This window comes from Microbacterium sp. LS_15 (assembly GCF_041954735.1).
Lineage (GTDB): Bacteria > Actinomycetota > Actinomycetes > Actinomycetales > Microbacteriaceae > Microbacterium.
The window spans coordinates 37,596-60,339 of record NZ_JAVAYD010000015.1; the positions used below are offsets into that span (position 1 = coordinate 37,596).

The window sequence follows — 22,744 nt, forward strand, 5'->3', positions numbered from 1 at the left end:
GACGTCACTCGGAGTACTGCGCGGGGATCGCGATCTCCTGGCCGATCTGGAGGGCGCCGCCCTGGAGGACGTTCAGACGGGTGATGTCGCCGATGACCTCTCGCGGGTCGGCACCCGGCGCGACGCTCTCGGCGATCGACCACAGGGTGTCGCCCGGCATCACGGTGACCGTCTCGAACGATGCCGTCGCGACGCTCTCGTTCGAGGCGAGGGCCGTGCCCCCGCTCAGAGCCGCGAACGCGATGCCCCCGGCGAGCGGGACGGCGGCGAGAGCGAGCAGGAAGCGGCGACCGCGCGCCGTCAGCCGGAGCCGCGTCGCCGGACGTGCCGGAAGGACCGCTGCGGTGCTGAAGGTGATGGTGGTCATCTGGTGCTCCTCTGCTCTACCGCTGTGCGTCTGCATCAGCGATGAAGTTGGCGTAGCGTTCGCATTCGCGACTCGGCCGGGAGTCATGAATGCGAAGCTACGTTCCGAAGGTATCTTCGAATTCGAACATCTGTCAAGAGTTCTTCGAAACCCGTCCTCCGAATCAGCCGACACACTCGAACAGATCTTCCAGATCGGCGTGATTCTCGGATACGGTTTCGATACGCACACCCCATCACGGACCACCGACATTCGAATCCGGACCGCGATACCGCACACCTGAGGAGCACCATGAGCGAGATCTCCGCCCCCGAGTCCGAGGCGCCGCGCACTCGGCGGAGGAAGAGCCTCAGCCCCAAGCAGATGGCGATCCTCGAGGTCATCCAGACGTCGATCAGCCGCTACGGCTACCCGCCGAGCATGCGCGAGATCGGCGACGCGGTGGGGCTGAAGTCGCTCTCCAGCGTCACCCACCAGCTCGGACAGCTCGAGCTGAGCGGGTATCTGCGCCGCGACCCCGGCAAGACCCGTGCCATGGAGGTGCTGATCGATTTGCCGGGCACCGGCGCTGAGAACCCGGCCGATGTCGCGACCCCGGTGGGCGACGCCGCCCTCGTCCCGCTGGTCGGCCGCATCGCCGCCGGCGTGCCGATCACCGCCGACCAGCAGGTCGAGGAGATCTTCCCCCTCCCCCGCCAGCTCGTGGGCAAGGGTGACCTCTTCATGCTCAAGGTCTCCGGCGAGTCGATGATCGACGCCGCCATCTGCGACGGCGACTGGGTCGTCGTCCGCTCGCAGAACAGCGCGGAGAACGGCGAGATCGTCGCCGCGATGCTCGACGGCGAGGCCACGGTCAAGGTGCTGCGTCGCCGCGACGGCCACACCTGGCTGCTGCCGCGCAACTCGGCGTTCGAGCCCATCCTCGGCGACGAGTCCGTGGTGCTCGGCAAGGTCGTCGCGGTCCTGCGCGCCGTCTGAGGTCATGCGTCCGGCGGCGACCGGCTGGTCGGCTGGCCGGCTCCGTCTAGGCTCGGAGGCATGTCCGCACCGTTCGGGTCCTGGCCCTCACCGTTCACTCCGGCATCCGTCGCGGCATCGTCGCCGCGCATCGACGGCGCCCGTTTCGTCGGGGACGAGGTCTGGTGGGGCGAGTCGGTCCCGTCGGAAGGCGGTCGCGTCACCGTCCGGAGCTCGACCGGCGACCAGATCCTCCCGACGCCGTGGAGCGCGCGGTCCCGCGTGCACGAGTACGGCGGCGGCGCGTGGACGGCCGACCACGAGGGGACGCTTTACTTCGTCGACGCGAAGGACCAGCGCGTGCGGAGGATGCCGCGCGGCGGCGAGCCCGTCGTCCTCACAGCCCCTGGCCCTGCGCACGGCGGTCTGCGCGTGCAGCGGGGGCGGCTGTTCGCGGTGCGCGAGGATCTGACCGTCGAACCGCACCGGCGCGCCGTCGTCGAAATCCCGGTCGACGGATCTGCCGCGGACGATCCCGACGCGGTGCGGGTGGTCGTCGAGAGCGACGGCTTCTTCGCGCACCCCGCACCGAGTCCGGACGGACACCGGGTCGCCTGGGTCGAATGGGACGCGACACGTATGCCGTGGCAGTCGGCGCGTCTCGCGGTCACCGACGGCTCTCTCACGACCGTCGTGCCGACGCGCGCCGCTCTGCAGCCGGAGTGGACGGGCGACGACGAACTCGTGGTCGCCGATGACCCGACCGGCCGGTGGGCCCTGCACAGGGTGCGCGTCGACGCCGACGGCCGGTCCTGGACGCCAGAGCCGGTGACCGCCGCCGAGGTGGACGCCGACACGGGGTATGGACTCTGGGTGCTCGGCAACCGCTGGTATCAGCCCCTCGTCGACGGTCGCCTCGTCGCGGTGCGGACCGACGGCAGGGACGCGGTGGTCGTGATCTCCTCCGACGGCAGCGCACGCCCGCTGCCCGTGCCGCCGGACGGCCATGTCAGCGTCGACGACGTCGCCGGGACGCGCATCCTCCTCTCCGGCAGCAGTTCGACGTCCGCTCCCGGTCTCTGGCTCGTCGACGTCGACACCGGCGCCGTCGAGGCCGTCGCCGGCGGCGCACCGGCCGACCCGGCGTGGATGCCCACGGCGTCCGCCCTCGTCGTCGACGGCGCTCATGGCCCCGTGCACGCTTTCGCCTACCCACCGGCCCACCCGGCGGCGACCGCCCCCGAGGGAGAGCTGCCGCCGTACGTCGTGCTCGTGCACGGCGGTCCGACCGCCCACGTCACCGGGGCGACGTCATCGGCCATCACGTTCTACACGAGTCGCGGCATCGGGGTGCTCGACGTGAACTACGGCGGCTCGAGCGGGTACGGGCGCGCGTATCGAGAGCGCCTGGATGGCGCGTGGGGCGTCGTGGACGTCGACGACGTGATCGCTGCGGCGCGCGGGCTCGTCGAGGCGGGGCTCGCCGACCCGGCGCGCATCGCGATCAAGGGCGGTTCCGCCGGCGGCTGGACGGTGCTGTCAGCGCTCGTGCGCGGGGGCACGTTCGCGGCCGGCATCAGCCGGTACGGCGTCGCCGACCTGCGGATGCTCGTCGAGCAGTCCCACGACTTCGAGGCGCACTACATCGAGGGGCTCGTCGGTCCGCTCCCCGAGGCGGAGGACCTCTACGTCGAGCGCTCACCGCTCACGCACGCCGATCGCATCGACGTGCCGGTGCTGCTCATGCAGGGCGGGGAAGACCGCGTGGTGCCGCCGTCGCAGTCGGAGGCGATCCGCGATGCGCTGGCAGCGCGCGGGGTCGAACACGAGTACGTGCTGTACCCGACGGAGGGACACGGGTTCCGCGCCGCGGAGACCATCGTCGACGCCCTGGAGCGGGAGCTCGCGTTCCTCGGCCGGGTGTTCGGCTTCAGCCCGGCGGGCTGATCACTCGCCGACGCGGTTGCGCAGGCGCATAGCTCGCTCCGCCTCGCGAGTGTCCTGCCGCTCGCGGAGCGTCTGACGCTTGTCGTACTCGCGCTTGCCCTTCGCGAGCGCGATCTCGACCTTGGCGCGTCCGTCGGAGAAGTACAGCTTCAGCGGGATGAGCGTGTAGCCGCCCGCCGAGACGGCGTGCGCGAGCTTCGCGATCTCCTCGCGGTGCAGCAGCAGCTTGCGGATGCGCTTGGCCGAGTGATTGGTCCAGTGACCCTGCGAGTACTCGGGGATGTGCACGGCGTCGAGGAACACCTCGTTGCCCTTGACGAACGCGTACCCGTCGCTGAGGTTCGCGCGTCCCTGACGCAGTGACTTGACCTCGGTGCCGGTGAGCACCATCCCCGCCTCGTACGACTTCTCGATGTTGTAGTCGTGACGTGCGCGACGATTGGTCGCGATGACCTTCTCCCCGCGTTCCCTGGGCATGATTCTCTCCTGTGCGTGACGACGTCGGTGACGCGATCCGTCACCGAGCAGCCTGTCAGTCTATACCGCGCCGGGTCAGGTGCGAAGCCACCGGCGGATCGCGAAGCCCGCCGAGAGCGCGGCGAGCACGACGCCGATGATGATCAGCACGGGCACGACGACCGCGGCATCCTGCATCCCGATCCAGGTGGTGATGAACGGCACCCGGCCGCGGAGATAGCCGTTGACGCCGAAGTGCACGCCCGCCACGACCGCCGCGCTCGCGAGCACGGAGCCGAGGAAGGCGGCGAACACGCCCTCCAGCACGAACGGCGTCTGGATGAATCGGTTCGAGGCGCCGACGAGACGCATGATCCCGATCTCCTTGCGTCTCGCGTACGCGGAGAGGCGGATGGTGGTCCCGATGAGCAGGATGGCGGCGATGAGCATGAGCACAGCGATGCCGACCGCGATGTACGTCGCGACGGTCAGCGCCGAGAACAGCGGTTCGAGGTACTGCAGCTGGTCCCGCACCTGCTCCACCCCGGCGACGCCGCTGAACGCCTCGGCGATCACCTGCGACTGCCCCGGGTCCTTCATCGTGACGAAGAACACCTCGAAGGCCTGGTCGGGTGTGATGACGCTGGCCTGCTCCTCACCGAGCTGTGCCACGAGCTTGGCGTAGGTGTCCTCCTTGCTGTCGAAGGCCACCTCGCTGATGAGCGGCGACAGCGCGTCGCCCTCGAGCTGGTCGCGGACAGCGGTGACCTGATCCTCCGTCGCCGCGCCGTCGATGCACGTGTCCGATTCCGAGATCGACGAGCACATGTAGACGGCGACCTGCGCGCGCTCCGACCAGTAGCCGCGCATGGTGCCGATCTGCGACTGCATGAGGATCGCGGCGCCGACGAACGTGAGCGACACGAACGTCACGAGCACGACGGAGATGACCATGGAGATGTTGCGGCGGAGGCCGACGAGGGCCTCCGTGAGGATGAGTCCGATTCTCATGACGTCGGCCCCACCTTCTCGTCGCCGTCATCCGAGAGGCCGAGGCGATCGGCGACCCCCAGCTCGGCGACGTCGACTTCGGGGAGCACGATGGGGTGCGTGCGCGGCGGGGTCTGCGCGGCAGGTGCTTCCGGCACCACCGTCGCCTCCTCCACCGACGGCTCGGCGGGCACGGCCTGCGCCTCCGGCGTCTCGGATGCCGTGGGCACGGCGTCCGGCGCGGCCGCAGCCGCCTTGCGCTGTGCACTGAGCTCCTCGGCGAGAGCGGCGCGCACGACGGACAGATCGGCCGTCTGGCGCTGCACCTCCTGCACGGCGGTGAGCGCGGCGGCCGCCGCGGCACCGCGCACCTCTTCTGGCACGAGTCGCGGGATCTGAGAGGTGTCGCCGTAGCCGCCGTGTACCTCGTCGCGCACCATCACGCCGTCGCGGAGCTCGATGACGCGCCGCTGCATCTGATCGACGAACGCCGCCTCGTGGGTGGCCATGAGCACCGTCGTACCGCCCGCGTTGATGCGGGCGAGCAGCTGCATGATGTCGACCGAGGTCGCGGGGTCGAGGTTTCCGGTCGGCTCGTCGGCGAGCAGCACCTGCGGACGGTTGACCAGTGCACGCGCGATCGCGACGCGCTGCTGCTCGCCGCCCGACAGCTCATGCGGCATCCGCTTCTGCTTGCCGTCGAGGCCGACGAGGGCGAGCGCCTCCGGCACGGCCTGCTGGATGAAGCCGCGCGACGATCCGGTCACCTGCAGGGTGAACGCCACGTTCTGATAGACGGTCTTCGACGGCAGGAGGCGGAAGTCCTGGAAGACGGACCCGATGTGCCGGCGGAAGTACGGGACCTTGCGGTTGGCGAGCGAGCGCAGGTCGCGACCGAGCACGGCGACGCGCCCCGAGGTGGGTACGTCCTCGCGCAGGATCAGCCGCAGACACGACGACTTCCCCGACCCGGAGGCACCGACGAGGAAGACGAACTCCCCGCGCTGGACCTCGAAGTCGACGCCGGACAGCGCGGGCCTGGTGGTCCCGCGATAGCGTTTCGTGACGTTCTCGAACCGAATCATGGCGATACGAGCCTAAGTGCGCTGATTCCCCTGCCCGCGAGCGACACCCCTGTGGCCCCCTGCGCGTCGTGGCGCACTGCTATACATGATGTGCCGGTATACAGCGGCGCTGCCGATCCGTGCCGATCGCACGGACGATGATTCGAGGGGGACCCCATGACGACGCCCGCAGGCTGGTACGACGACGGATCCGGACGTCAGCGCTGGTGGGACGGCACGCAGTGGACGGAGCACTTCGCCCCGGCCGCGGATGCCGCGGACTCCGGCGCCGAGCAGACCGCGGACTCGTCGGTCGCCGACGCCTCGATCGTCGGCGCCTCGGACGCGGACGCCTCTGCGGAGGCCGATGCGAGCGTGCCCGAGTCGGCCGCCGCCGCCGAGACCGCAGCCGCAGTCGGGTCGATCTCGGCCGTCGAGAGCGGCGCGTGGGAGCAGCCCTCGACGGGCGCTCCCGCTCCCTCCGCCGAGCCCGCCGCGACCGATCACGCGGCGCACGAGCCCGCGGGGCACCAGCCCGCGGCGCACGAGCAGAGCACTCCCGGGCACACCGCCCCCGTGGACTCGACGCCCGCTGCGGCGGAGCCGGCCGAAGAGACGGTCGTCGCACCCGAGTCGACGCCGTCGTGGTCTGCGCCGAGCGCAGCGGATGGCGCGGACACATCCGGCTACGGCACACAGCCGACCACGCCGTTCACGGCTCCTGGCTCGACCGGCCCGACCGCGCCTGTCGACGGCGGTGCGCCGCCGTACGCGGGCGCGCCCGTCTACCCGGGGGCCGCAGCCTCGTACCCCGGTTCCGCACCGGCACCCCAGCCGCCGCAGGCGCCCCCCTACGGCGGCGCACCGTCGTACCCCGGTGCGGCCCAGCAGGGCTATCAGGGAGGCGGCTACCCGCCCGCAGCCCCCGCGTACGGGGCCCCCGGCGGATATCCGTATGCCGCCGCCCCCGCAGCGCCCGCGCCGCTCTCTATCGTGGGTCTGATCGGCCTCGGTGCCGCTGCACTCGGCACGATCCTGTCCTGCATCCCGTTCACGTTCGTGTTCGGCTGGATCCTGCTCGCCGCAGGCTTCATCGTGTCGCTGATCTCGGTGTTCCTCAAGGGCAGGAAGTGGCCGGGCATCGCCGGTATCGTGCTCTCGGTCGTGGGGACCGTGATCGCTGTCGTCATGGCTTTCGTCTTCGCGATCTCGACGGTCGCCGGCGTGGTGCGCGACCTTCCGAGCGCACCGCCGTCGAGCGATTACAGCACCGACGACTCCGATGACGGCACCTCGACTCCGCCCGAGGTCGTCGAGGGCACGCTCGGCGAGCCGATCACGATCGAGCAGTACTCCGGCGCCAGCGAGATCACCGTCACGTCCGCGACGTGGAGCACGAGCGACGGCTCCAGCATCCCGTCGACCAACGGCGGCTTCGTCATCCTCGACGTGACCGTCACCGGTCTCGAGGGCACGAGCTACGTCAACCCCATCTACTTCGCGATCGAGACGGCGGAGGGCGCCGAGGGCACGTACGACTTCTTCGCCGACGGCCAGCTCAGCAGCGAGGACCTCGAGGCCGGCGACTCGATCAGCGGCAAGGTCACGTTCGACGTCGCGCAGAGCGCCTCGTACACCGTCATCGTCACGGACGAGATGTTCCAGGAGGTCGCGCGCATCACGGTCACCCCGACCGCCGGCTGAGACCCGACGACGAGAGAGGGCCGGAATCCCCGCGGGGATTCCGGCCCTCTCTCAGTGCGGCAGGACTGAGGTGCTCAGTCCTCTTCCTTGCGCTTGCGCCAGCGGATGCCGGCAGAGATGAAACCGTCGAGGTCTCCGTCGAACACCGCTGCCGGGTTGCCCGACTCGTGTCCGGTGCGGAGGTCCTTGACCAGCTGCTGGCCGTAGAGGAAGTACGAGCGCATCTGATCGCCCCAGCTCGCGGTGATGTTGCCCGCGAGTTCCTTCTTCTTCGCTGCTTCCTCTTCCTTCTGCAGCAGCAGGAGGCGGGTCTGCAGCACGCGCATCGCGGCGGCGCGGTTCTGGATCTGCGACTTCTCGTTCTGCATCGACACGACGATCCCGGTCGGGAGGTGCGTGATGCGCACGGCCGAGTCGGTCGTGTTGACCGACTGGCCGCCGGGGCCCGACGAGCGGAACACGTCGACGCGGATGTCGCCCTCGGGGATGTCGACCTCGGTCGCCTCCTCCATGAGCGGGATGACCTCGACGGCGGCGAACGACGTCTGACGCTTGTCGGCCGAGCCGAACGGGCTGATGCGTGCGAGACGGTGGGTGCCCGCCTCGACCGACAGGGTGCCGAAGGCGTAGGGCGCGTCGATCTCGAACGTCGCCGACTTGATGCCGGCGCCCTCCGCGTACGACGTGTCCATCACCTTGACCGGGTACTTGTGCTGCTCGGCGTAGCGCAGGTACATGCGCATGAGCATCTCGGCGAAGTCCGTGGCGTCGTCGCCGCCGGCGCCCGAGCGGATCGTGATGATCGCGGCGCGCTCGTCGTACTCGCCGTCGAGGAGCGTCTGCACCTCGAGCTGGTTGATGACCTCGGTCAGCGCGGCGAGCTCGTTGCGGGCCTCGATCGCGGAGTCCTCGTCGCCCATCTCATTCGCGAGGTCGACGAGCACTTCGAGGTCGTCGAGACGGCGGCCGATGCCCTCGACGCGCGCGAGGGCCGACTGGCGGTGGCTGAGGGCGCTCGTGACCTTCTGTGCGCGCTCGGTGTCGTCCCAGAGGTCGGGAGCGCCGGCCTCTTCACTGAGCTTGGCGATGTCGGAGCGGAGCGCATCGACATCGACGACCTCGCGGATGTCACCGTAGGTGACGCGGAGGGCCTGGATGTCGGCGGAGAGATCGAGTTCGAGCATGGCGCTTCCAGCCTAACGTGCCGCCTGCTCGGACGGGGACGCCCGGTGAACGGGAGTAGCGTGAAGGGAGTGAGCGGTGCATCCACGGTCCTGAGGCGTTTCGGGCCGATGGTGTACCTCCCGACGATCCTCTTCTCCCTCGGCGAGGGCGCGGTCATCCCTCTCATCCCCGTCATCGCCGCCTCGATGGGCGCGGATGTCGCCTTCGCCGCCCTGGTCGCCTCGGCGCTCGTCGTGGGCCAGTTGTGCGGCAACCTGCCCGCGGGCTGGGCCGTCGCGAGGATCGGCGAGCGGTACACCATGGTCATCGCCGGCATCGTCGCGATCGGGGCGGGTATCGGCATGGTGTTCGCCCCGTCGCCCGCGGTACTCGCGGCATCCGTCTTCCTCCTCGGCTTCTGCGCGGCGGCGTTCGGTCTCGCGCGGCACGCGTTCATGACCACGCGCGTGCCGATCGCCTTCCGCGCGAGGGCGCTGTCGCTGCTGGGCGGCAGCTTCCGTCTCGGCGTCTTCATCGGCCCGTTCGTGGCCGCCGGCCTGCTGCAGCTGTTCGGGTCCGAGATCGCGGCGATCTGGTTCTTCCTCGCCTGCCTCATCGTGATGGTCGTGCTCGTGCTGTTCGGACCCGACCCCGAGAAAACGATCCCTCCGACCACCGCGGTGCGCACCGCTCCCCTGATGTCGGATTCGGGTGAGGCGGTCAGCGGATCGATCCCCACCGCCGAGCGCGCCGGCATCTTCCGCACGATGTGGGTGCAGCGCACCGTGCTCGGCCGCCTCGGCCTCGCCGCCGCATCGCTGTCGGCCGTGCGCTCTGCCCGCCAGGTCGTACTGCCGCTGTGGGGTCTCTCGCTCGGCCTCGACGCCTCGACCATCGCGCTCGTCGTGGGCGTCTCCGGAGCGATCGACTTCGCCCTCTTCTACGCGAGCGGACAGGTGATGGACCGGTTCGGCCGACTCTGGGCGGCCATGCCTGCGATGCTCCTCATGGGGGCGGGCTTCGTCGCGCTGTCACTCACCCACGATCTGGACGCCGCGGTGCTGTGGTTCGGCATGTTCGCCGCCGTCCTCGGCGTCGGCAACGGGCTCTCTAGCGGCATCCTGCTGACCCTGGGGGCGGACGTGGCCCCGAAGCGCGAGCCGGCGGCGTTCCTCGGCTCGTGGCGGACGCTCACGGATGCCGGTGGCGCGGCCGCTCCGCTCCTCGTGTCGGGCATCACCGCCGTCGCCTCCCTGCCGATCGCCGCCGCCGCGATGGGCGTGATCGGGCTCGTCGGCGCGGTGGGCTTCATCCGCTGGATCCCCCGGTTCGTGCCGCGGACGAAGGATGACGCGTGAGCGCCCTCGGCGCAGACATCCGCCGTCTGGTCGCCGGCTTCCCGGTGACCTCGGACCAGGATCGAGTGGTCCAGGAGGACTTCGCCTCCTTCTTCTCCGACGACGACGGACCGGTGCAGCGCGACGACGGACCCCGCCATGCGACGGCGTCGGCGTTCGTCTTCGATCGGTCGCTCTCCCGCATCCTGCTCGTGTTCCACGGCAAGGGGCGCTTCTGGGTGCAGCCGGGCGGTCACCTCGAACCCGGCGACGGGTCGGTAGCAGATGCCGCGCTCCGTGAACTGCGGGAGGAGACCGGCGTCACGGCCCCGCCGCCCGGCGATTCCTTCGTCTACGACCTCGACCACCACGAGCTGTCCGCCGCCTTCGGCCGGTGCGCCTCACACCTCGACGTCGGGGTCCTGTTCGTCGTCACCGACGAGGGCGCGCTGCGGGTCAGTGACGAGTCGGAGGACGTGCGATGGTGGCCGATCGACGCACTCCCCGACGAGGTGCCGCCCCAGTTCCACCGCCGCGTGGAGCACGCGCTCGCGCGGCTGCGCGGCTGAATCGCGGGCGGCCCTGGCGCCGGTAACAGCGCCTCGATATATTCCTCCTCATGGAGCTCCGCGCGAAGATCGCCCTCGGGGTCTCCGCGCTGGTCGTGGGCGGACTCGCCGCCGCCGCCCTCCCGACCGTGATGGTCATCGCAGATATCGCGCACACCACCGCGCAGGGCATCGGCGAGCTGACGAAGACGTCCACCGCGTCTCCGACGCCCACACCGACACGCGAAGAGACATCGAGCGATGAGCAGTCCCTCGCGGACCTCGGGTATGTGCCCCTCGGGGACGGCACATGGATTCCGGCCGGCGGCCCCGGCGACTGCACCACGACCGCGATGCTCGGGGTCAAGGACGGCGTCCTCCAGATGCTCGGGGGTGCCGTCATGGACATGGGCGTTCAGGACGGCGCCCGCGGCGAGGTCGTCTCGGATGCGGCCGGGATCCGTGCGTACATCGTTGCCCCGAACGACAACCTCATCGCGATCGGCGAGCGCCTCTGCGTCTCCTATCCCGGCCTGGTCCCGTTCAATCATGTGCTGGGAGTGGCCATTCAACCGGGTCAGGAGCTGATCCTCCGCCCCGACCCCGACATCCCGTGGATCGATCCCTACTCCCCGTACGGCGCGATCCCGAACGAGACGAACACCGTGGCCCACAACACGGCGATCTACGAGATGGGCACGTTCGTCCGCAACCGAGACCTGACGGCTGCGAGGGCGCTCTGGACGCAGCTCGCCCCGGACATCGATCCCGCCATCGTCCCGTTCGTCGCGGCAGCCTTCGATTCCGGGGACTGGTACGTGCTCGGGCACCTCTTCCCCTGACCTCTTCCCGCGACCGAGGAGAGCGGATCCGTCAGCGCAGCGCGGTGCGGCTCGTGGCGGTGGCTTCGAGATGCACGCCCTCCGGGACGAAGAGCGAGACGACCGGCGGGTGCCACTTCGCGGCGATCGTCACCCGGGCCGAGAGTCCGTCCGGCGCGGTCGCGGCGACGAGCGCGGCCCGCCCCGGCATCCCCTCGAGTACGGCGGTCGCCTGCTCGCGCACTCCCCCGTCGGTGAGCCTCGCGTGCACGACGTCGCCCTCCACCTCGACCGTGAAGCCGTCCGCTGCGGCGAGCGCGGCGGAGTCGGCGAGCGCATCGAGGCGCTTCTGCGCGATGTACAGGTCGGTCGCGGTGACGGCAACCAGGATGAGGGCGAGGGCGAGCAGGGCGTACCCGAGGGTGAGCAGGAGCACGCTCCCGCCCTCGCCTTCCCTTGTCACCGCGTCCCCCACAGACGGGACACCTTCTGCACCGCTGTGCCCTCCACGGGGATGGATGCCGCGGCGTCGAACCCCAACACCGGCGGCACCAGAGGGAGCGGCATCCGGGTGGCGACGGTCACCGTCATGAGCGCACCGGGCACGGGGCATTCCGCGGTGCGCGGGGTGCACGTCACCGACACTTCCAGCGCCCCGTGGTCGATCCCGTACTGCTCGGCGATGCTCTCGACGACCAGGTCTCCGTGCGCGGCGGCCGTCTCGGCATCCGGCGCGAGCGCGATCGCCCGCGCGAGGTGACGAGCCGCGGCCTCGGCACCGAGCGTGTGCTCCTGAATGCTCCCGAGCGCGACGATGAGGTACACCAGCGGCACCAGCAGGATCACCCCGACCGTGATGAACTCGAGAGCGGCTGACCCGCGATCATCGCTCATCGAACGACTCCGCTGGAGCATGGGCGTCGACCTGCATCGCCGAGGGGATGCCGATCAGACCGATGACCGGCAGAGCCGTGCGGATGCGGACCACCACCACGCGGCGCCCGCTCCGCTCCACCCGGGCCGCCGAGACGTCACCGGCGTAGCTCGAGCCGATGGCCTGCGTGATCACCTCGCGCGCACGACTCGCCCCTTCCTCGAGAGCCACGTCTGCCAGGGCCGCATGGTGAGCGCCCTCGAGCGCCGCGTCATGGACGACGTTGCGCACGTAGACCGCGAGTGCGAGCTGCAGCACCGCGAGCGTCAATGCGGTCAGCATCGTGCCGACGAGAACGAACTCGACCGGGCTCGACCCGCGGTCACCCGCCCGGAGAACGCGCATCTGGTTCACGCGCTCAGAGACCGGATACGCGCTGAATGGCCTGCTCGAATAGCGCGCTCAGTGCCGGCCCCGCGACGGCCCAGATCAGCACGACGAGCCCGGCGGTCATCAATGTGACGAGCACCCAGCCCGGCACATCCCCGGCCTCGTCCTGTAGCAGTTCGCGGTTCCATCGCGCTGCTCGGGAGCAGCGGAGTGAAGTGTCGTTCATGTCGTCCTTTCCGAGGAGCGCTCAGCCGATGCCGAGTCGCAGGATGAAGAGGCCGGGGTAGATGGCGAAGAGCACCGACAGCGGCAGGATGAGGAAGACCAGCGGGAAGAGCATGAGGATCTCCTTGCGCCCCGCCTGTTCGATGAGCACGCGCTTGGCGTCTTCTCGGGCATCACCCGCCTGGGCCTGCAGGACGCCGGCGAGGGGCGCCCCGTGCTCGAGGGCGGCGATCACCTGATCGACCGCGCGGCTGAGTCCCGGCAGGTCCGCACGCGACGCCAGTTCGCGCAGCGCGTCCCCGACAGGCGACCCGGTGCCCACCGCGACGACCACGCGTCGCAGCTCCACCGTGAGCTCGCCCGTTCCGACCGCGGCCACGCGCCGGAGCGAATCCAGCAGGCCCTCCCCAGCCGAGAGGCACAGCGAGAGGAACTCCAACGTGGTCGGGAGCTCCTCGGCGAGACGCGCTCGACGGGAGGCGACCCGGGCCGTGAGCCTCATGTCGTACCCCATCGCCGTACCCGCCCCGAGCAGCAGAGGCGCCAACGCGACCGGGGGCGACATCCGCCCCACGACCACGACGATGACCACGATCGCGGCGCCGACCGCGATCCCGGAGACCAGCCACCCGAGCTGGCGGCCGCGGAAGACGGTCGGCGACACAGAGGTCCCCGCCTGCGCGAGGCGTCGTCGTAGCGCATCGCTCCCTCCGGACGCGAGGTCGATCACCGCCGTCAGCCGTTCGGTGCGCGCCCGCCCCGCTGCGGGAAGCCGCTGCAGCGACGGGACTGCCGCACGCGGCATGGCGTCGTCGGCGACCGAATCGCGCACGTACGGGGCGAGTCGGACCATCAGCGGGGTGGCCGACCACCTCGGAACCGTCGAGAGCATCAGCAGCAGCCCCGCGGCGAGCGCTCCTCCGCCGAGGACCGAGAGGGCCGCGGCGGAGAGGACGCTCATCCGAACCACCGTTCGGGCTCGGGGAGGCGTCCGATCCGGATCATGATCCGGTAGGCGATGACCGAGATCGCGGCTCCCACCCCGATCACGATGACGCCCTCCGGCGTTCCGTAGGCGGACGCTCCCTCCGGACGCATCACGAGCAGCCCGAGGATGACCCATGGCGCGGTCGCTCCGAGCACTGCAGCGCCCCTGATCCAGGACTGTCGCGCGTCGGCCTCCCCCCGCAGCGCGGCGTCGGCGCGCACGGACGCCGACAGCGCTCGAAGGACGGCGCCGAGCTCGGTCCCGCCGACCTGTCTCGCCATGCGCAGTGTCTCGAGGATCCGATCGGCGACGGGATCGGCGAGCGACGTCTTGAGCCGGTCGAGGCTCGACTCGAAGCGCCCCGTCGCCCGGAGGTCGCGTGCGAACATCGCGAAGGCCGGCCGCATCATCCCCGGTGCCGACTCCGCCAGACTCGCGACGGCATCCGGCAGCGACAGACCGACGCGGATCGACGCGATCAGCAGGTCGCAGACGTCGGGCCACACCTGGCGACGAAGCTTGCGCAGACGGAGACGGCGAGCGCGGAGGAACATCACGGGCGCGGCTGTGGCCGCCCCCGCCGCGAGGACCGCGAGAGCGGGGATCGGGACGGCCAGCCACACGACGGATGCTGTCGCCGCAGCGAGCGCGATCATCGCCGTGATCAGCGTGCGCGGTGCGACCGCAGCGAATCCCGCCTCGCCGAGCATCCGCGCGAGACGACCTCGTCGGTCAGCCGAGGCCGGTGTGGCCGCCGCGCGGCGCGGCCACAACCACGGGGACGAGACCAGGAGGACGCCGGCGGCCAGCAGCGCTCCGAGAAAGAGGGTCACGGCGCAGCCCCCGCCCGTCGGAGCCCGTGCCCGCCGGGCTGCACGGCAGTGTCGAGGTGCCGGTAGACCGTCCGCGCTGCGAGGCGGCCGTCGACGACCTCACCCGTCGGCTCGATCACCTCCACCACGCGCCGCGCCCCCTGGGCGTCGCGGGCGCAGTGCACCACGAGGTCCACCGCGCGCGCGAGCGCCGGGGCGACGAAGCTCCGGTCGATGTTCCGGCCGGCGAGCAGCGGTAGGACCGTGAGCTTCTCCAGCGCCTCCGCGGCGGAGTTCGCGTGCACGGTCGCCGCGCCGGGGACACCGGTGTTGAGGGCGAGCACGAGATCGAGGGCCTCCGCATCGCGGACCTCGCCGATCACCAGCCGATCGGGGCGCATGCGCAGCGCCTCCTTCACGAGCCGCCGCAGCGTGATCTCGCCGGTTCCCTCCAGACTCGCCTGCCGCCCCTGGAGCGCGACCACATCGGGCCCCTGGAGCCCGAGCTCGAATGTCTCCTCCACGGTCACGACTCGCTGCGCGGTCACGCAGCTGGCGAGCAGAGCGCCCAGAACCGTCGTCTTGCCCGCGTGGGTCGCTCCGGAGACCACGATGCTCCGGCCCTCCCTCATCGAATCCGCGAGCCTCCTCGCGAGCCGAGCCGGCAGCGCCCCCTGCTCGACGAGCGCTTCCAACGACCGGTAGCGCGGCAGGAACTTCCGGATGTTGACCGCCGTGCCGCCCCGCACGACGTCCGCGATCGCGACGTGCAGGCGTGAACCGTCGGGCAGCGAGGCATCGACGAACGGCTGGCTGATGTCGACCCGGCGACCGGTCGAGTGCAGCATCCGCTCGATGAGGTCGCGCAGGCCCTCCCCCGTCAACCGCAGATCGATCCGCTCCGCGACCCCGTGACGGGCGATGTGGATGCTGTCGGGTCCGTTGAGCCAGATCTCCTCGATCTCGGGGTCGTCGAGCAGTGGCTGCAGAGCACCGAATCCGCCGAGCGACGCGAGCACGTCGCGCAGGCACGCGGTCTCATCATCGACGAGCGCACCGCCCTGCGTCAGCGCGAGGTCGTTGAACCGACGCACCTCGGTCTGGGCCACCGCCCTCGCGGCATCCGCGTCGAAGGCCGGTTCGATGCCCTGGCTGCGCAGTCGCGCGCGGACGCGTTCGGCGATGAGGACGGAGGGCTGGATCACTCGAGCATCCTCGCAAGGTTGCGGGACTCGCGGCGGGAGTTATCCACACCGTCCTCATACGGCTGCGGGCGGATCCCCAGCAACACCGGATGCCCCGGTCAGTAGACTTATCCCACCGCGCGGGAGTGGTGAAATCGGCAGACACGCAGGATTTAGGTTCCTGTGCCTTCGGGCGTGTGGGTTCAAGTCCCACCTTCCGCACCGATCAGTCGCATCCTCGGCGGCCGACGACCAAGCCGCCGCACACAGCTCTACGACGGGAAGTCCATGCATCACGCCGCTCTCATCCCCTGGCTCGACCCCGCCACCATCATCGGCACGGCCGGTCCCTGGGCGCTTCTCGTGGTGTGCTTCATCGTGTTCGCGGAGACCGGACTCCTCGTGGGCTTCCTGCTCCCCGGCGACACTCTGCTCGTGATCTCGGGCCTCCTCTCGCACCCGCTCGCGGGGTCGGAGCACGGCGTGTTCGGCATCAACGTGTGGTTCGTGGCTCTGCTCATCGGCCTCGCCGCGTTCGTCGGCGGTGAAGTCGGCTACGTGATCGGCCACAAGGGCGGCCCCGCGGTCTTCGAACGCAAGGAATCGGGCCTCTTCAGCAAGAAGAACGTCGAACGCACGAACGCGTTCTTCGAGCGCTTCGGCGGCATCACCGTCATCCTCGCCCGCTTCGTGCCGATCGTCCGCACTTTCGCGCCCGTCGCGGCCGGCGTCGGCCACATGCCCTGGCGCAAGTACACGCTGTACAACCTCATCGGCGCCGTGCTGTGGGGCTTCGGCCTCACGATGTTCGGCTACCTGATCGGCTTCATCCCGCCCGTCGCCGAGTTCGTCGAGAGCTACATCGACCTCATCCTGCTCGCCGCGGTCGGCGGCACGGCGCTCGTGACCCTGTGGCACTACCTGTCCGAGCGTCACAAGGCGAAGAAGGCGGCAGCTGCCGGCGACGCGACCACCGACGCCGCGGAGGCCGAGGAGCTCGCGCTCGAGCCCGAGGTCTTCGACCGCGCGCCCGACCTCGACGGCGACGGCACGCACTGACGAGCGGAGCGGATGCCGGTCAGCCGGCTTTCTTCTTCGCCGCCGGCTTCGACGCCTTCTTCGGCTTCTCGTCGGAGTCGGCGTCCTTGCCGCCTGACCGCGCCGCCTTCGACTTGGCGACGCTGGCCCGGAGCGCCTCCATGAGGTCGATGACCTCGCCGCTCTTCGCGTCGGCATCCTCCTCGCCGAACGTGTCCGACACGTCGAACGTGTCCCCGGCCTCGATCTTCGCGTCGATGAGGGTGCGCAGCTCCTTCTGATACTCGTCCACGAACGACTCGGCGTCGAAGTCGGCCGAGTAGCTGTCGACGAGCGACGACGACAGCTCGAGCTCCTTCTTCGAGATGCGCACGTCCTCGTCGAGCGACGGGAAATCGGCCTCGCGCACCTCGTCCGCCCAGAGCAGCGTCTGCAGCACGAGCACCTTGCCGCGCACGCGGAGCGCGGCGAGCCGGGTCTTCTGGCGCAGGGTGAACCGCACGATCGCGGTGCGGTCGGTCTGCTCCAGCGTCTTGCGCAGCAGCACGTAGGCCTTCGGCGACTTCGAGTCCGGCTCCAGGTAGTACGCCTTGTCGAGAGTGAGCAGGTCGACCTGTTCCGATGGCACGAACTCGACGACGTCGATCTCCCGACTCCGCTCGGCGGGCAGCGCCGCGAGGTCGTCCTTCGTGAGCACGACCGTCTGGCCGTCATCGACGTAGGCGCGGTCGATGTCGGAGTAGGCGACGGTCTCACCGCACACCTCGCACGTGCGCTGGTAGCGGATGCGCCCGCCGTCCTTGTCGTGCACCTGGTGCAGCGGAACGTCGTGGTCCTCGGTCGCCGAGTACACCTTCACCGGCACGTTCACGAGTCCGAACGTCAGTGCGCCCTTCCAGATGGTCCTCATGCCACCCAGTGAACACCAGTCGCACCTGTCACAACCAGTCCCTTGACTACGCTGGCGTCATGGCTCCGGAGGCGCAGAACGTGCAGATCGAGGGCCGCCGTCTGCGCGTCACGAACCTCGACAAGGTCGTCTACCCCGAGACCGGCACCACCAAGGGCGAGATCATCGCCTACTACACCGCGATCGCCCCGCAGCTCCTGCCCCTGCTCGACGGCCGCCCGGTCACCAGGAAGCGCTGGGTCGAGGGCGTCGGCACGGCCAGGAACCCCGAGGATTCCTTCTTCACCAAGCAGCTCGAACCGGGAGCACCGAAGTGGATCCCGCGACAGGCCATCGAGCACTCGGACGGACCGAAGGACTACCCGCTCGTCGACGACGTGCCGACCCTCGTCTGGCTCGCGCAGGTCGCAGCCATCGAACTGCACGTCCCGCAGTGGCGGTTCACCCCCGACGGGCTCCCCGGGCGCCCCGACCGCCTCGTGCTCGATCTCGATCCGGGTCCCGGCGTCGAGCTCGCGCAGTGCGCGGAGGTCGCGCGCATCGCCCGCGGCATCCTCACCGGCATCGGACTCGACCCGCTCCCCGTCACGAGCGGCAGCAAGGGCATCCACCTCTATGCGAACCTGCCCGGCCAGCAGACGAGCGACGAGATCTCCGCCGTCGTGAAGGAGGTGGCGCGCCTCATCGAGAACGACCACCCCGACCTCGCGACGAGCACGATGGCCAAGGTCGCGCGCGGCGGCAAGGTGTTCCTCGACTGGAGCCAGAACAACGGCCGCAAGACCACGATCTCGCCGTACTCGATGCGCGGTCGCGCGCAACCCTGGGTCGCCGCCCCGCGCACCTGGGACGAGCTCGACGACCCCGACCTGCGGCAGCTCGACTTCGAGGAGGTGCTCGAGCGCGCCGCGTCGGGCAGCGATCCGCTGGCGTCGTTGCGTCCGTCTGCCGACGCCGCCGCCTCGGCGCAGCAGCCGGAGGTGCCGCGTCGCGCACGCTCCGAGCACCGCCCGCGCATCACGGCAGCATCGCCCGCGGCCGATACCGTCGCAGCATCCGTCGCGCCCATGCTCGCCGAGAACGGCACCCCGGCGATCGCCCGCGGGCTCAGCGACCCCTCGTGGGTCGAGGTGAAGTGGGACGGCATCCGCGCACTCGGCACGTGGAGCGACGGACGGCTGCGCCTGCACGCCCGCAGCGGCACCGACATCACTGCGCGGTACCCGGAGCTCACGGCCGACGGTGCCCCGTTCCTGCCGGTCGGCGACGCCATCCTCGACGGTGAGATCGTCGCGTTCGACTCGCACGGCCGACCCAGCTTCTCTCTGCTGCAGAACCGCATGCACCTCACTCGCCCTCGGGAGATCGAGCGGGAGGTCGTCCGCACCCCCATCGTGTACATGGTGTTCGACCTGCTGCGCCTCGACGGCCACGACCTCGCCTCGTTGCCGCTGTCGCAGCGCCGGACTCTGCTGGAGGACGTGGTGTCAGACCTCGACGCTCCGATCCAGGTGCCGCCGGTCTTCGACGACGTCGACGCCGCTCTCGCCGCCAGCGATGAGTTCGGACTGGAGGGCGTCGTCGTGAAGGATCCGCGGTCGCGCTACCGCGCCGGGCAACGCTCACCGGCGTGGCTGAAGCTCAAGAACACCCGCATGCAGGAGGCGGTGATCGTCGGCATCCGACCCGGCAAGGGCGACCGCGAGGGCACGTTCGGATCGCTCCTCCTCGCTGTGCCGGATGCCGGGGGCCTGCGCTACGTCGGTCGTGTCGGCACGGGATTCACCGACAGGATGCTGCGTGACCTGCTCGCGCGACTCGCTCCGCTGCGGGTGAAGGACGCACCGCTCGACGGCGTGCCCGCCCCTGACTCCTCGGACGCGCTGTGGGTGCGGGCCGAGCTCGTCGGCGAGGTCGAGTTCGCGAACTGGACCCCCGACGGCGTGCTGCGGCACGCCCGGTGGCGGGGCCTGCGTCCTGACAAGAGCCCCGACGAGGTCGTCATCGAGTCCTGAATGCACTCAGGCGTGGTGCGGCTCGCAGTCCGACTGCTCCGCCGGTTCGATCTGGAAGGTCGAATGCTCGACGTCGAAATGCTCGGCGAGACACGACTGCATATCGGCGAGGAGCCGCGCGGAGCGGCCGTCGGCGAGCAGAGCCGGTTCGACGCTCACGTGCGCGGTGAACACAGGCGCGCCCCTCGTCAGCTGCCAGACGTGCACGTCGTGCACACCGACGACGCCGTCGTAGTCGAGCAGGTGCTGGCGGATGTCACTGACCGCGGTCCCCTTCGGCGCCGACTCGGACAGCACGGAGAACACCTCCCGGAGCAGGGCGATGGCACGCGGGATGATCATGACGGCGATGGCCATCGACGCGATCGCGTCCGCCGGCATCCATCCGGTCGTGACGATGACGATCGCGGCGACGATCACCATGGCGGAGCCGATGAGGTCGCCCATGACCTCGAGGTACGCGCCGCGCACGTTGATGCTGCTGCGCTGAGCGCGGCTCAGCAGCCACATCGAGACGGCGTTGGCGATGAGGCCGACCGCGGCGACGACCAGCATGAGTCCGCTGGCGACCTCCGTCTCGCCGGGGCCGACGAGACGGCCGATCGCCTCGATGCCGACCCAGCCGGACAGGAGGATGAGGATGATCGCGTTGATGAGGGCGCCGAGGACCTCGGCGCGTTGATAGCCGAACGTGCGCCGGTCATCGGCGGGGCGTGCGGCGACCGCCGCGGCGATGAGCGCGATCACGAGTGCGGACGCGTCGGTGAACATATGCGCCGCATCGGCCAGCAGAGCGAGCGAGCCCGTGAGGATCGCCCCGACCACCTGCACGACCATGATCGTCGCCGTCAGGGTCAGCGAGATCGCCAGAAGGCGGCGGTGGCTGGCCGAGCGGATGCCGCCAGCGGCGGGCGCGTGATCGTGCATGTGACCAGGCTAGACGCGGGGTCCGCCCGCTCGGGGCGGACCCCGCTACTCGGGAATGGTGATGATTCTCAGTAGGTGTCCGTCGGCATCGCTCAGCGCGTCCGCGTGTACTCCAGCACCGCGCAGCCGTTGTCGAACGTGCGCACGCGGTCGAGCGCGAAGGACGTCGGTCGGAACCCGTGGTCGACCATGGGGATGCCGGAACCGGCGATCACCGGGTACTTCTTGACGATCAGGCGGTCGATCTCGTCGAGGAGGACACCGGCGAGACCGCCCCCGCCCGCGAGGTAGATACCGAGGCCGTCCTCGGCCTTGAGCTCTCGGACTCGCGCCACGGGGTCGGTCCGCACGATCTCGACGTTGTCATGCCCCGGATCGTCGAGCGTCGTGCTCATCACGATCGTGCGCAGCTGCGAGTACGGATCGACGACCCCCTGCGCGAGCGCGGGCTCGTACGTACGGCGACCCATCACCACGGTGTCGAAGCGGGTCAGCGGTTCGTCCGCTTCTCCTCGACCGGCGCGAACGAAAGCCGGCTGGATGTCGGACAGTTCGCTGCCGAGCATCTCGGCGAAGCCCTCCGTCACGGGATAGAAGTCGACCTCGTCAGCAGGCCCCGCGATGAACCCGTCGAGCGTGACGCCGATGTAGTACGTGAGCTCTCTCATGCCCACCACCGTAACCACTACGCATGAAGTACGTCAAGCGTAGTGGTTACCCTGGCTGCGTCAGAGTGTGGCGAGCAGGGGTACGAGCTCGGCGAACGCCCGCGCCCGATGCGACTGCGACTGCTTCTCCTCGGCCGAGAACTCCCCCACCGAGCGCTCTTCGCCCCCCGGCTGCCCGTCGGGGATGAAGATCGGGTCGTAGCCGAACCCGCCGGCTCCGGATGCCGCGTGCGCGAGGCGGCCGGGCCAGATGCCCTCGACCACGTGTTCGGCGCCATCGGGGATCACCAGGGCGATCGTCGAGGTGAAGTGCGCGGCGCGGTGCGGGTCGGCGATGTCGTGCAACTGGTCGAGGAGGAGCTCGAGGTTGGCCGCGGCATCCTTCCTCTGTCCCGCCCAGTACGCGGAGAAGACACCCGGCGACCCGCCGAGGACGTCGACGCAGATCCCGGAGTCGTCGGCGAGGGCAGGGAGCCCGGTGTGCGCGGACGCCGCGCGCGCCTTGAGCAGCGCGTTCTCGGCGAAGGTCACCCCGTCCTCGACCGGCTCAGGCCCGTCGTACGCGACGATCTCCAGATCGGGCCGCGTCGACGACACGATCTGCTGGAACTCCGCGACCTTGTGCGGGTTGTGCGTGGCGAGGACGACCCGCATCAGCCCGCGAGCGCCTTCCGCTGAGCGTCCTTCAGGTCGTTGCACCCGGCGACTCCGAGGTCGAGCAGCGCGTCCAGCTCTCGCTTGTCGAACGGAGCTCCCTCGGCGGTGCCCTGCACCTCGACGAAGAGTCCTCGCCCGGTGACGACGACGTTCATGTCGGTCTCGGCGCGCACGTCTTCGACATATGCCAGATCGAGCATCGGCTCGCCGTCGATGATGCCGACGGAGATCGCCGAGACCGAGTCGATCAGGGGCGTCGAGTTCCTGCCGATGAACTTCTTCTCCCGACCCCACTCGATCGCGTCGGCGAGGGCGACGTACGCGCCGGTGATCGCGGCCGTGCGCGTGCCGCCGTCGGCCTGGAGCACGTCGCAGTCGATCACGATCGTGTTCTCGCCGAGCGCCTTGGTGTCGACGACCGCACGCAGTGCTCGCCCGATGAGTCGCGAGATCTCGTGCGTGCGCCCGCCGATGCGGCCCTTCACGCTCTCGCGGTCGTTGCGGCTGTTGGTGGCGCGGGGCAGCATCGCGTACTCGGCGGTGACCCAGCCCTTGCCCTTGCCGGTGAGCCACCGCGGCACGCCGTTGGTGAACGACGCGGTGCACAGCACCTTCGTGCCTCCGAAGCTGATGAGCGCCGATCCCTCGGCATGTGCGCTCCACCCGCGCTCGATGGTGACCTCGCGGAGCTGGTCGGTGGA

25 protein-coding genes and 1 tRNA gene are annotated in these 22,744 nt (G+C 70.0%); 9 read left to right on the forward strand and 17 right to left on the reverse strand.

Features of this window, described 5'->3' with window-relative positions; translation table 11 throughout:
• Positions 1–4: 4 nt before the first annotated feature.
• A complete protein-coding gene (locus tag RAC69_RS15020) occupies positions 5–367 on the reverse strand; it encodes a LysM peptidoglycan-binding domain-containing protein (RefSeq protein ID WP_341933969.1) in 363 nt (120 codons plus the stop codon).
• A gap of 291 nt (positions 368–658) precedes the next feature.
• On the opposite strand from RAC69_RS15020, the gene lexA reads away from it, so the two are divergent.
• Both lexA and RAC69_RS15030 read left to right on the forward strand, forming a co-directional pair.
• Positions 659–1,345, forward strand: a complete 687-nt coding sequence (lexA, locus tag RAC69_RS15025; RefSeq protein ID WP_375087531.1) for a transcriptional repressor LexA — start codon at positions 659–661, stop codon at positions 1,343–1,345.
• A gap of 60 nt (positions 1,346–1,405) precedes the next feature.
• A complete protein-coding gene (locus RAC69_RS15030) occupies positions 1,406–3,271 on the forward strand; it encodes a prolyl oligopeptidase family serine peptidase (protein ID WP_375087532.1) in 1,866 nt (621 codons plus the stop codon).
• Here RAC69_RS15030 and smpB read toward each other — a convergent pair whose 3' ends face one another.
• The 3 genes from smpB to ftsE all read right to left on the reverse strand — a co-directional run bounded on the left by smpB (position 3,272) and on the right by ftsE (position 5,802).
• A complete protein-coding gene (gene smpB / locus RAC69_RS15035) occupies positions 3,272–3,748 on the reverse strand; it encodes an SsrA-binding protein SmpB (RefSeq protein WP_050722832.1) in 477 nt (158 codons plus the stop codon).
• Positions 3,749–3,823: 75 nt separating this feature from the next.
• Positions 3,824–4,738: a permease-like cell division protein FtsX gene (gene ftsX, locus RAC69_RS15040; protein ID WP_375087533.1), complete on the reverse strand. Its 915-nt coding sequence runs from the start codon at positions 4,736–4,738 to the stop codon at positions 3,824–3,826.
• The gene (gene ftsE / locus RAC69_RS15045) at positions 4,735–5,802 is read right to left on the reverse strand and encodes a cell division ATP-binding protein FtsE (RefSeq protein ID WP_341933966.1); all 1,068 of its coding nucleotides are present in this window, start codon (positions 5,800–5,802) and stop codon (positions 4,735–4,737) included. Before ftsE ends, ftsX begins: the two co-directional genes overlap by 4 nt.
• A 156-nt stretch (positions 5,803–5,958) precedes the next feature.
• Here ftsE and RAC69_RS15050 point away from each other — a divergent pair, with 156 nt between their 5' ends.
• Positions 5,959–7,485 carry a DUF4352 domain-containing protein gene (locus RAC69_RS15050; RefSeq protein ID WP_375087534.1) on the forward strand — a complete coding sequence of 509 codons (1,527 nt, stop codon included), beginning with the start codon at positions 5,959–5,961 and terminating at the stop codon, positions 7,483–7,485.
• A gap of 74 nt (positions 7,486–7,559) precedes the next feature.
• On the opposite strand, the gene prfB is transcribed toward RAC69_RS15050, so the two are convergent.
• Positions 7,560–8,669: a peptide chain release factor 2 gene (gene prfB / locus RAC69_RS15055; protein WP_341933964.1), complete on the reverse strand. Its 1,110-nt coding sequence runs from the start codon at positions 8,667–8,669 to the stop codon at positions 7,560–7,562.
• Between the two features lie 108 nt (positions 8,670–8,777).
• On the opposite strand from prfB, the gene RAC69_RS15060 reads away from it, so the two are divergent.
• The 3 genes from RAC69_RS15060 to RAC69_RS15070 are packed head-to-tail and all read left to right on the forward strand — an operon-like array spanning position 8,778 to position 11,376.
• Positions 8,778–10,007, forward strand: coding sequence for an MFS transporter (locus tag RAC69_RS15060; protein WP_375087550.1), 1,230 nt, complete (start codon positions 8,778–8,780; stop codon positions 10,005–10,007).
• Positions 10,004–10,555, forward strand: a complete 552-nt coding sequence (locus RAC69_RS15065; RefSeq protein ID WP_375087535.1) for an NUDIX hydrolase — start codon at positions 10,004–10,006, stop codon at positions 10,553–10,555. The genes RAC69_RS15060 and RAC69_RS15065 overlap by 4 nt, the downstream gene beginning before the upstream one ends.
• Before the next feature lie 50 nt (positions 10,556–10,605).
• The gene (locus RAC69_RS15070) at positions 10,606–11,376 is read left to right on the forward strand and encodes a hypothetical protein (RefSeq protein WP_375087536.1); all 771 of its coding nucleotides are present in this window, start codon (positions 10,606–10,608) and stop codon (positions 11,374–11,376) included.
• A 31-nt stretch (positions 11,377–11,407) separates the two neighbouring features.
• Here the strand turns inward: RAC69_RS15070 and RAC69_RS15075 are convergent, their stop codons facing one another.
• The 7 genes from RAC69_RS15075 to RAC69_RS15105 are packed head-to-tail and all read right to left on the reverse strand — an operon-like array spanning position 11,408 to position 15,849.
• Entirely contained in the window at positions 11,408–11,791 is a 384-nt protein-coding gene (locus RAC69_RS15075) for a hypothetical protein (protein WP_375087537.1), read from the reverse strand.
• Between the two features lie 23 nt (positions 11,792–11,814).
• Complete coding sequence (locus RAC69_RS15080; protein ID WP_375087538.1) at positions 11,815–12,249, reverse strand: TadE family protein; 435 nt, start codon at positions 12,247–12,249, stop codon at positions 11,815–11,817.
• Positions 12,239–12,634: a TadE family protein gene (locus RAC69_RS15085; protein ID WP_375087551.1), complete on the reverse strand. Its 396-nt coding sequence runs from the start codon at positions 12,632–12,634 to the stop codon at positions 12,239–12,241. Before RAC69_RS15085 ends, RAC69_RS15080 begins: the two co-directional genes overlap by 11 nt.
• A gap of 13 nt (positions 12,635–12,647) precedes the next feature.
• Positions 12,648–12,845, reverse strand: coding sequence for a hypothetical protein (locus tag RAC69_RS15090; RefSeq protein ID WP_375087539.1), 198 nt, complete (start codon positions 12,843–12,845; stop codon positions 12,648–12,650).
• 21 nt (positions 12,846–12,866) lie between these two features.
• A complete protein-coding gene (locus RAC69_RS15095) occupies positions 12,867–13,805 on the reverse strand; it encodes a type II secretion system F family protein (protein WP_375087540.1) in 939 nt (312 codons plus the stop codon).
• Positions 13,802–14,665, reverse strand: a complete 864-nt coding sequence (locus tag RAC69_RS15100; RefSeq protein ID WP_375087541.1) for a type II secretion system F family protein — start codon at positions 14,663–14,665, stop codon at positions 13,802–13,804. The genes RAC69_RS15095 and RAC69_RS15100 overlap by 4 nt, the downstream gene beginning before the upstream one ends.
• The gene (locus RAC69_RS15105; RefSeq protein WP_375087542.1) at positions 14,662–15,849 is read right to left on the reverse strand and encodes a CpaF family protein; all 1,188 of its coding nucleotides are present in this window, start codon (positions 15,847–15,849) and stop codon (positions 14,662–14,664) included. Before RAC69_RS15105 ends, RAC69_RS15100 begins: the two co-directional genes overlap by 4 nt.
• A gap of 119 nt (positions 15,850–15,968) precedes the next feature.
• On the opposite strand from RAC69_RS15105, the gene RAC69_RS15110 reads away from it, so the two are divergent.
• Together RAC69_RS15110 and RAC69_RS15115 are read left to right on the forward strand one after the other, a co-directional pair.
• A tRNA-Leu gene (locus tag RAC69_RS15110) sits at positions 15,969–16,050 on the forward strand.
• 66 nt (positions 16,051–16,116) lie between these two features.
• Positions 16,117–16,887 (forward strand): DedA family protein, encoded by a 771-nt coding sequence (locus RAC69_RS15115; protein WP_375087543.1) that lies wholly within the window; start codon positions 16,117–16,119, stop codon positions 16,885–16,887.
• Between the two features lie 19 nt (positions 16,888–16,906).
• Here the strand turns inward: RAC69_RS15115 and RAC69_RS15120 are convergent, their stop codons facing one another.
• Positions 16,907–17,776, reverse strand: coding sequence for a Ku protein (locus tag RAC69_RS15120; RefSeq protein WP_375087544.1), 870 nt, complete (start codon positions 17,774–17,776; stop codon positions 16,907–16,909).
• 59 nt (positions 17,777–17,835) lie between these two features.
• On the opposite strand from RAC69_RS15120, the gene ligD reads away from it, so the two are divergent.
• Positions 17,836–19,791 (forward strand): non-homologous end-joining DNA ligase, encoded by a 1,956-nt coding sequence (gene ligD / locus RAC69_RS15125; protein WP_375087545.1) that lies wholly within the window; start codon positions 17,836–17,838, stop codon positions 19,789–19,791.
• A gap of 6 nt (positions 19,792–19,797) precedes the next feature.
• On the opposite strand, the gene RAC69_RS15130 is transcribed toward ligD, so the two are convergent.
• From RAC69_RS15130 to rph, 4 genes are all read right to left on the reverse strand, one after another.
• Positions 19,798–20,718, reverse strand: a complete 921-nt coding sequence (locus RAC69_RS15130; RefSeq protein WP_375087546.1) for a cation diffusion facilitator family transporter — start codon at positions 20,716–20,718, stop codon at positions 19,798–19,800.
• A 92-nt stretch (positions 20,719–20,810) separates the two neighbouring features.
• On the reverse strand, positions 20,811–21,386 hold the full coding sequence (locus tag RAC69_RS15135; protein ID WP_375087547.1) for a dihydrofolate reductase family protein: 576 nt from the start codon (positions 21,384–21,386) through the stop codon (positions 20,811–20,813).
• A 60-nt stretch (positions 21,387–21,446) separates the two neighbouring features.
• Positions 21,447–22,040, reverse strand: a complete 594-nt coding sequence (gene rdgB / locus RAC69_RS15140; protein ID WP_375087548.1) for an RdgB/HAM1 family non-canonical purine NTP pyrophosphatase — start codon at positions 22,038–22,040, stop codon at positions 21,447–21,449.
• On the reverse strand, positions 22,040–22,744 hold a 705-nt coding region (gene rph / locus RAC69_RS15145), incomplete at its 5' end, for a ribonuclease PH (RefSeq protein ID WP_375087549.1). The genes rdgB and rph, both read right to left, overlap by 1 nt.

Bases quoted from the DNA above. Each gene is read 5' to 3' on its own strand.
- RAC69_RS15020 (WP_341933969.1), bottom strand. From the start codon at position 367: ATGACCACCATCACCTTCAGCACCGCAGCGGTCCTTCCGGCACGTCCG.
- lexA (WP_375087531.1), top strand. From the start codon at position 659: ATGAGCGAGATCTCCGCCCCCGAGTCCGAGGCGCCGCGCACTCGGCGG.
- RAC69_RS15030 (WP_375087532.1), top strand. From the start codon at position 1,406: ATGTCCGCACCGTTCGGGTCCTGGCCCTCACCGTTCACTCCGGCATCC.
- smpB (WP_050722832.1), bottom strand. From the start codon at position 3,748: ATGCCCAGGGAACGCGGGGAGAAGGTCATCGCGACCAATCGTCGCGCA.
- ftsX (WP_375087533.1), bottom strand. From the start codon at position 4,738: ATGAGAATCGGACTCATCCTCACGGAGGCCCTCGTCGGCCTCCGCCGC.
- ftsE (WP_341933966.1), bottom strand. From the start codon at position 5,802: ATGATTCGGTTCGAGAACGTCACGAAACGCTATCGCGGGACCACCAGG.
- RAC69_RS15050 (WP_375087534.1), top strand. From the start codon at position 5,959: ATGACGACGCCCGCAGGCTGGTACGACGACGGATCCGGACGTCAGCGC.
- prfB (WP_341933964.1), bottom strand. From the start codon at position 8,669: ATGCTCGAACTCGATCTCTCCGCCGACATCCAGGCCCTCCGCGTCACC.
- RAC69_RS15060 (WP_375087550.1), top strand. From the start codon at position 8,778: ATGGTGTACCTCCCGACGATCCTCTTCTCCCTCGGCGAGGGCGCGGTC.
- RAC69_RS15070 (WP_375087536.1), top strand. From the start codon at position 10,606: ATGGAGCTCCGCGCGAAGATCGCCCTCGGGGTCTCCGCGCTGGTCGTG.
- RAC69_RS15080 (WP_375087538.1), bottom strand. From the start codon at position 12,249: ATGAGCGATGATCGCGGGTCAGCCGCTCTCGAGTTCATCACGGTCGGG.
- RAC69_RS15085 (WP_375087551.1), bottom strand. From the start codon at position 12,634: ATGCGCGTTCTCCGGGCGGGTGACCGCGGGTCGAGCCCGGTCGAGTTC.
- RAC69_RS15090 (WP_375087539.1), bottom strand. From the start codon at position 12,845: ATGAACGACACTTCACTCCGCTGCTCCCGAGCAGCGCGATGGAACCGC.
- RAC69_RS15095 (WP_375087540.1), bottom strand. From the start codon at position 13,805: ATGAGCGTCCTCTCCGCCGCGGCCCTCTCGGTCCTCGGCGGAGGAGCG.
- RAC69_RS15115 (WP_375087543.1), top strand. From the start codon at position 16,117: ATGCATCACGCCGCTCTCATCCCCTGGCTCGACCCCGCCACCATCATC.
- RAC69_RS15120 (WP_375087544.1), bottom strand. From the start codon at position 17,776: ATGAGGACCATCTGGAAGGGCGCACTGACGTTCGGACTCGTGAACGTG.
- ligD (WP_375087545.1), top strand. From the start codon at position 17,836: ATGGCTCCGGAGGCGCAGAACGTGCAGATCGAGGGCCGCCGTCTGCGC.
- RAC69_RS15130 (WP_375087546.1), bottom strand. From the start codon at position 20,718: ATGCACGATCACGCGCCCGCCGCTGGCGGCATCCGCTCGGCCAGCCAC.
- RAC69_RS15135 (WP_375087547.1), bottom strand. From the start codon at position 21,386: ATGAGAGAGCTCACGTACTACATCGGCGTCACGCTCGACGGGTTCATC.
- rdgB (WP_375087548.1), bottom strand. From the start codon at position 22,040: ATGCGGGTCGTCCTCGCCACGCACAACCCGCACAAGGTCGCGGAGTTC.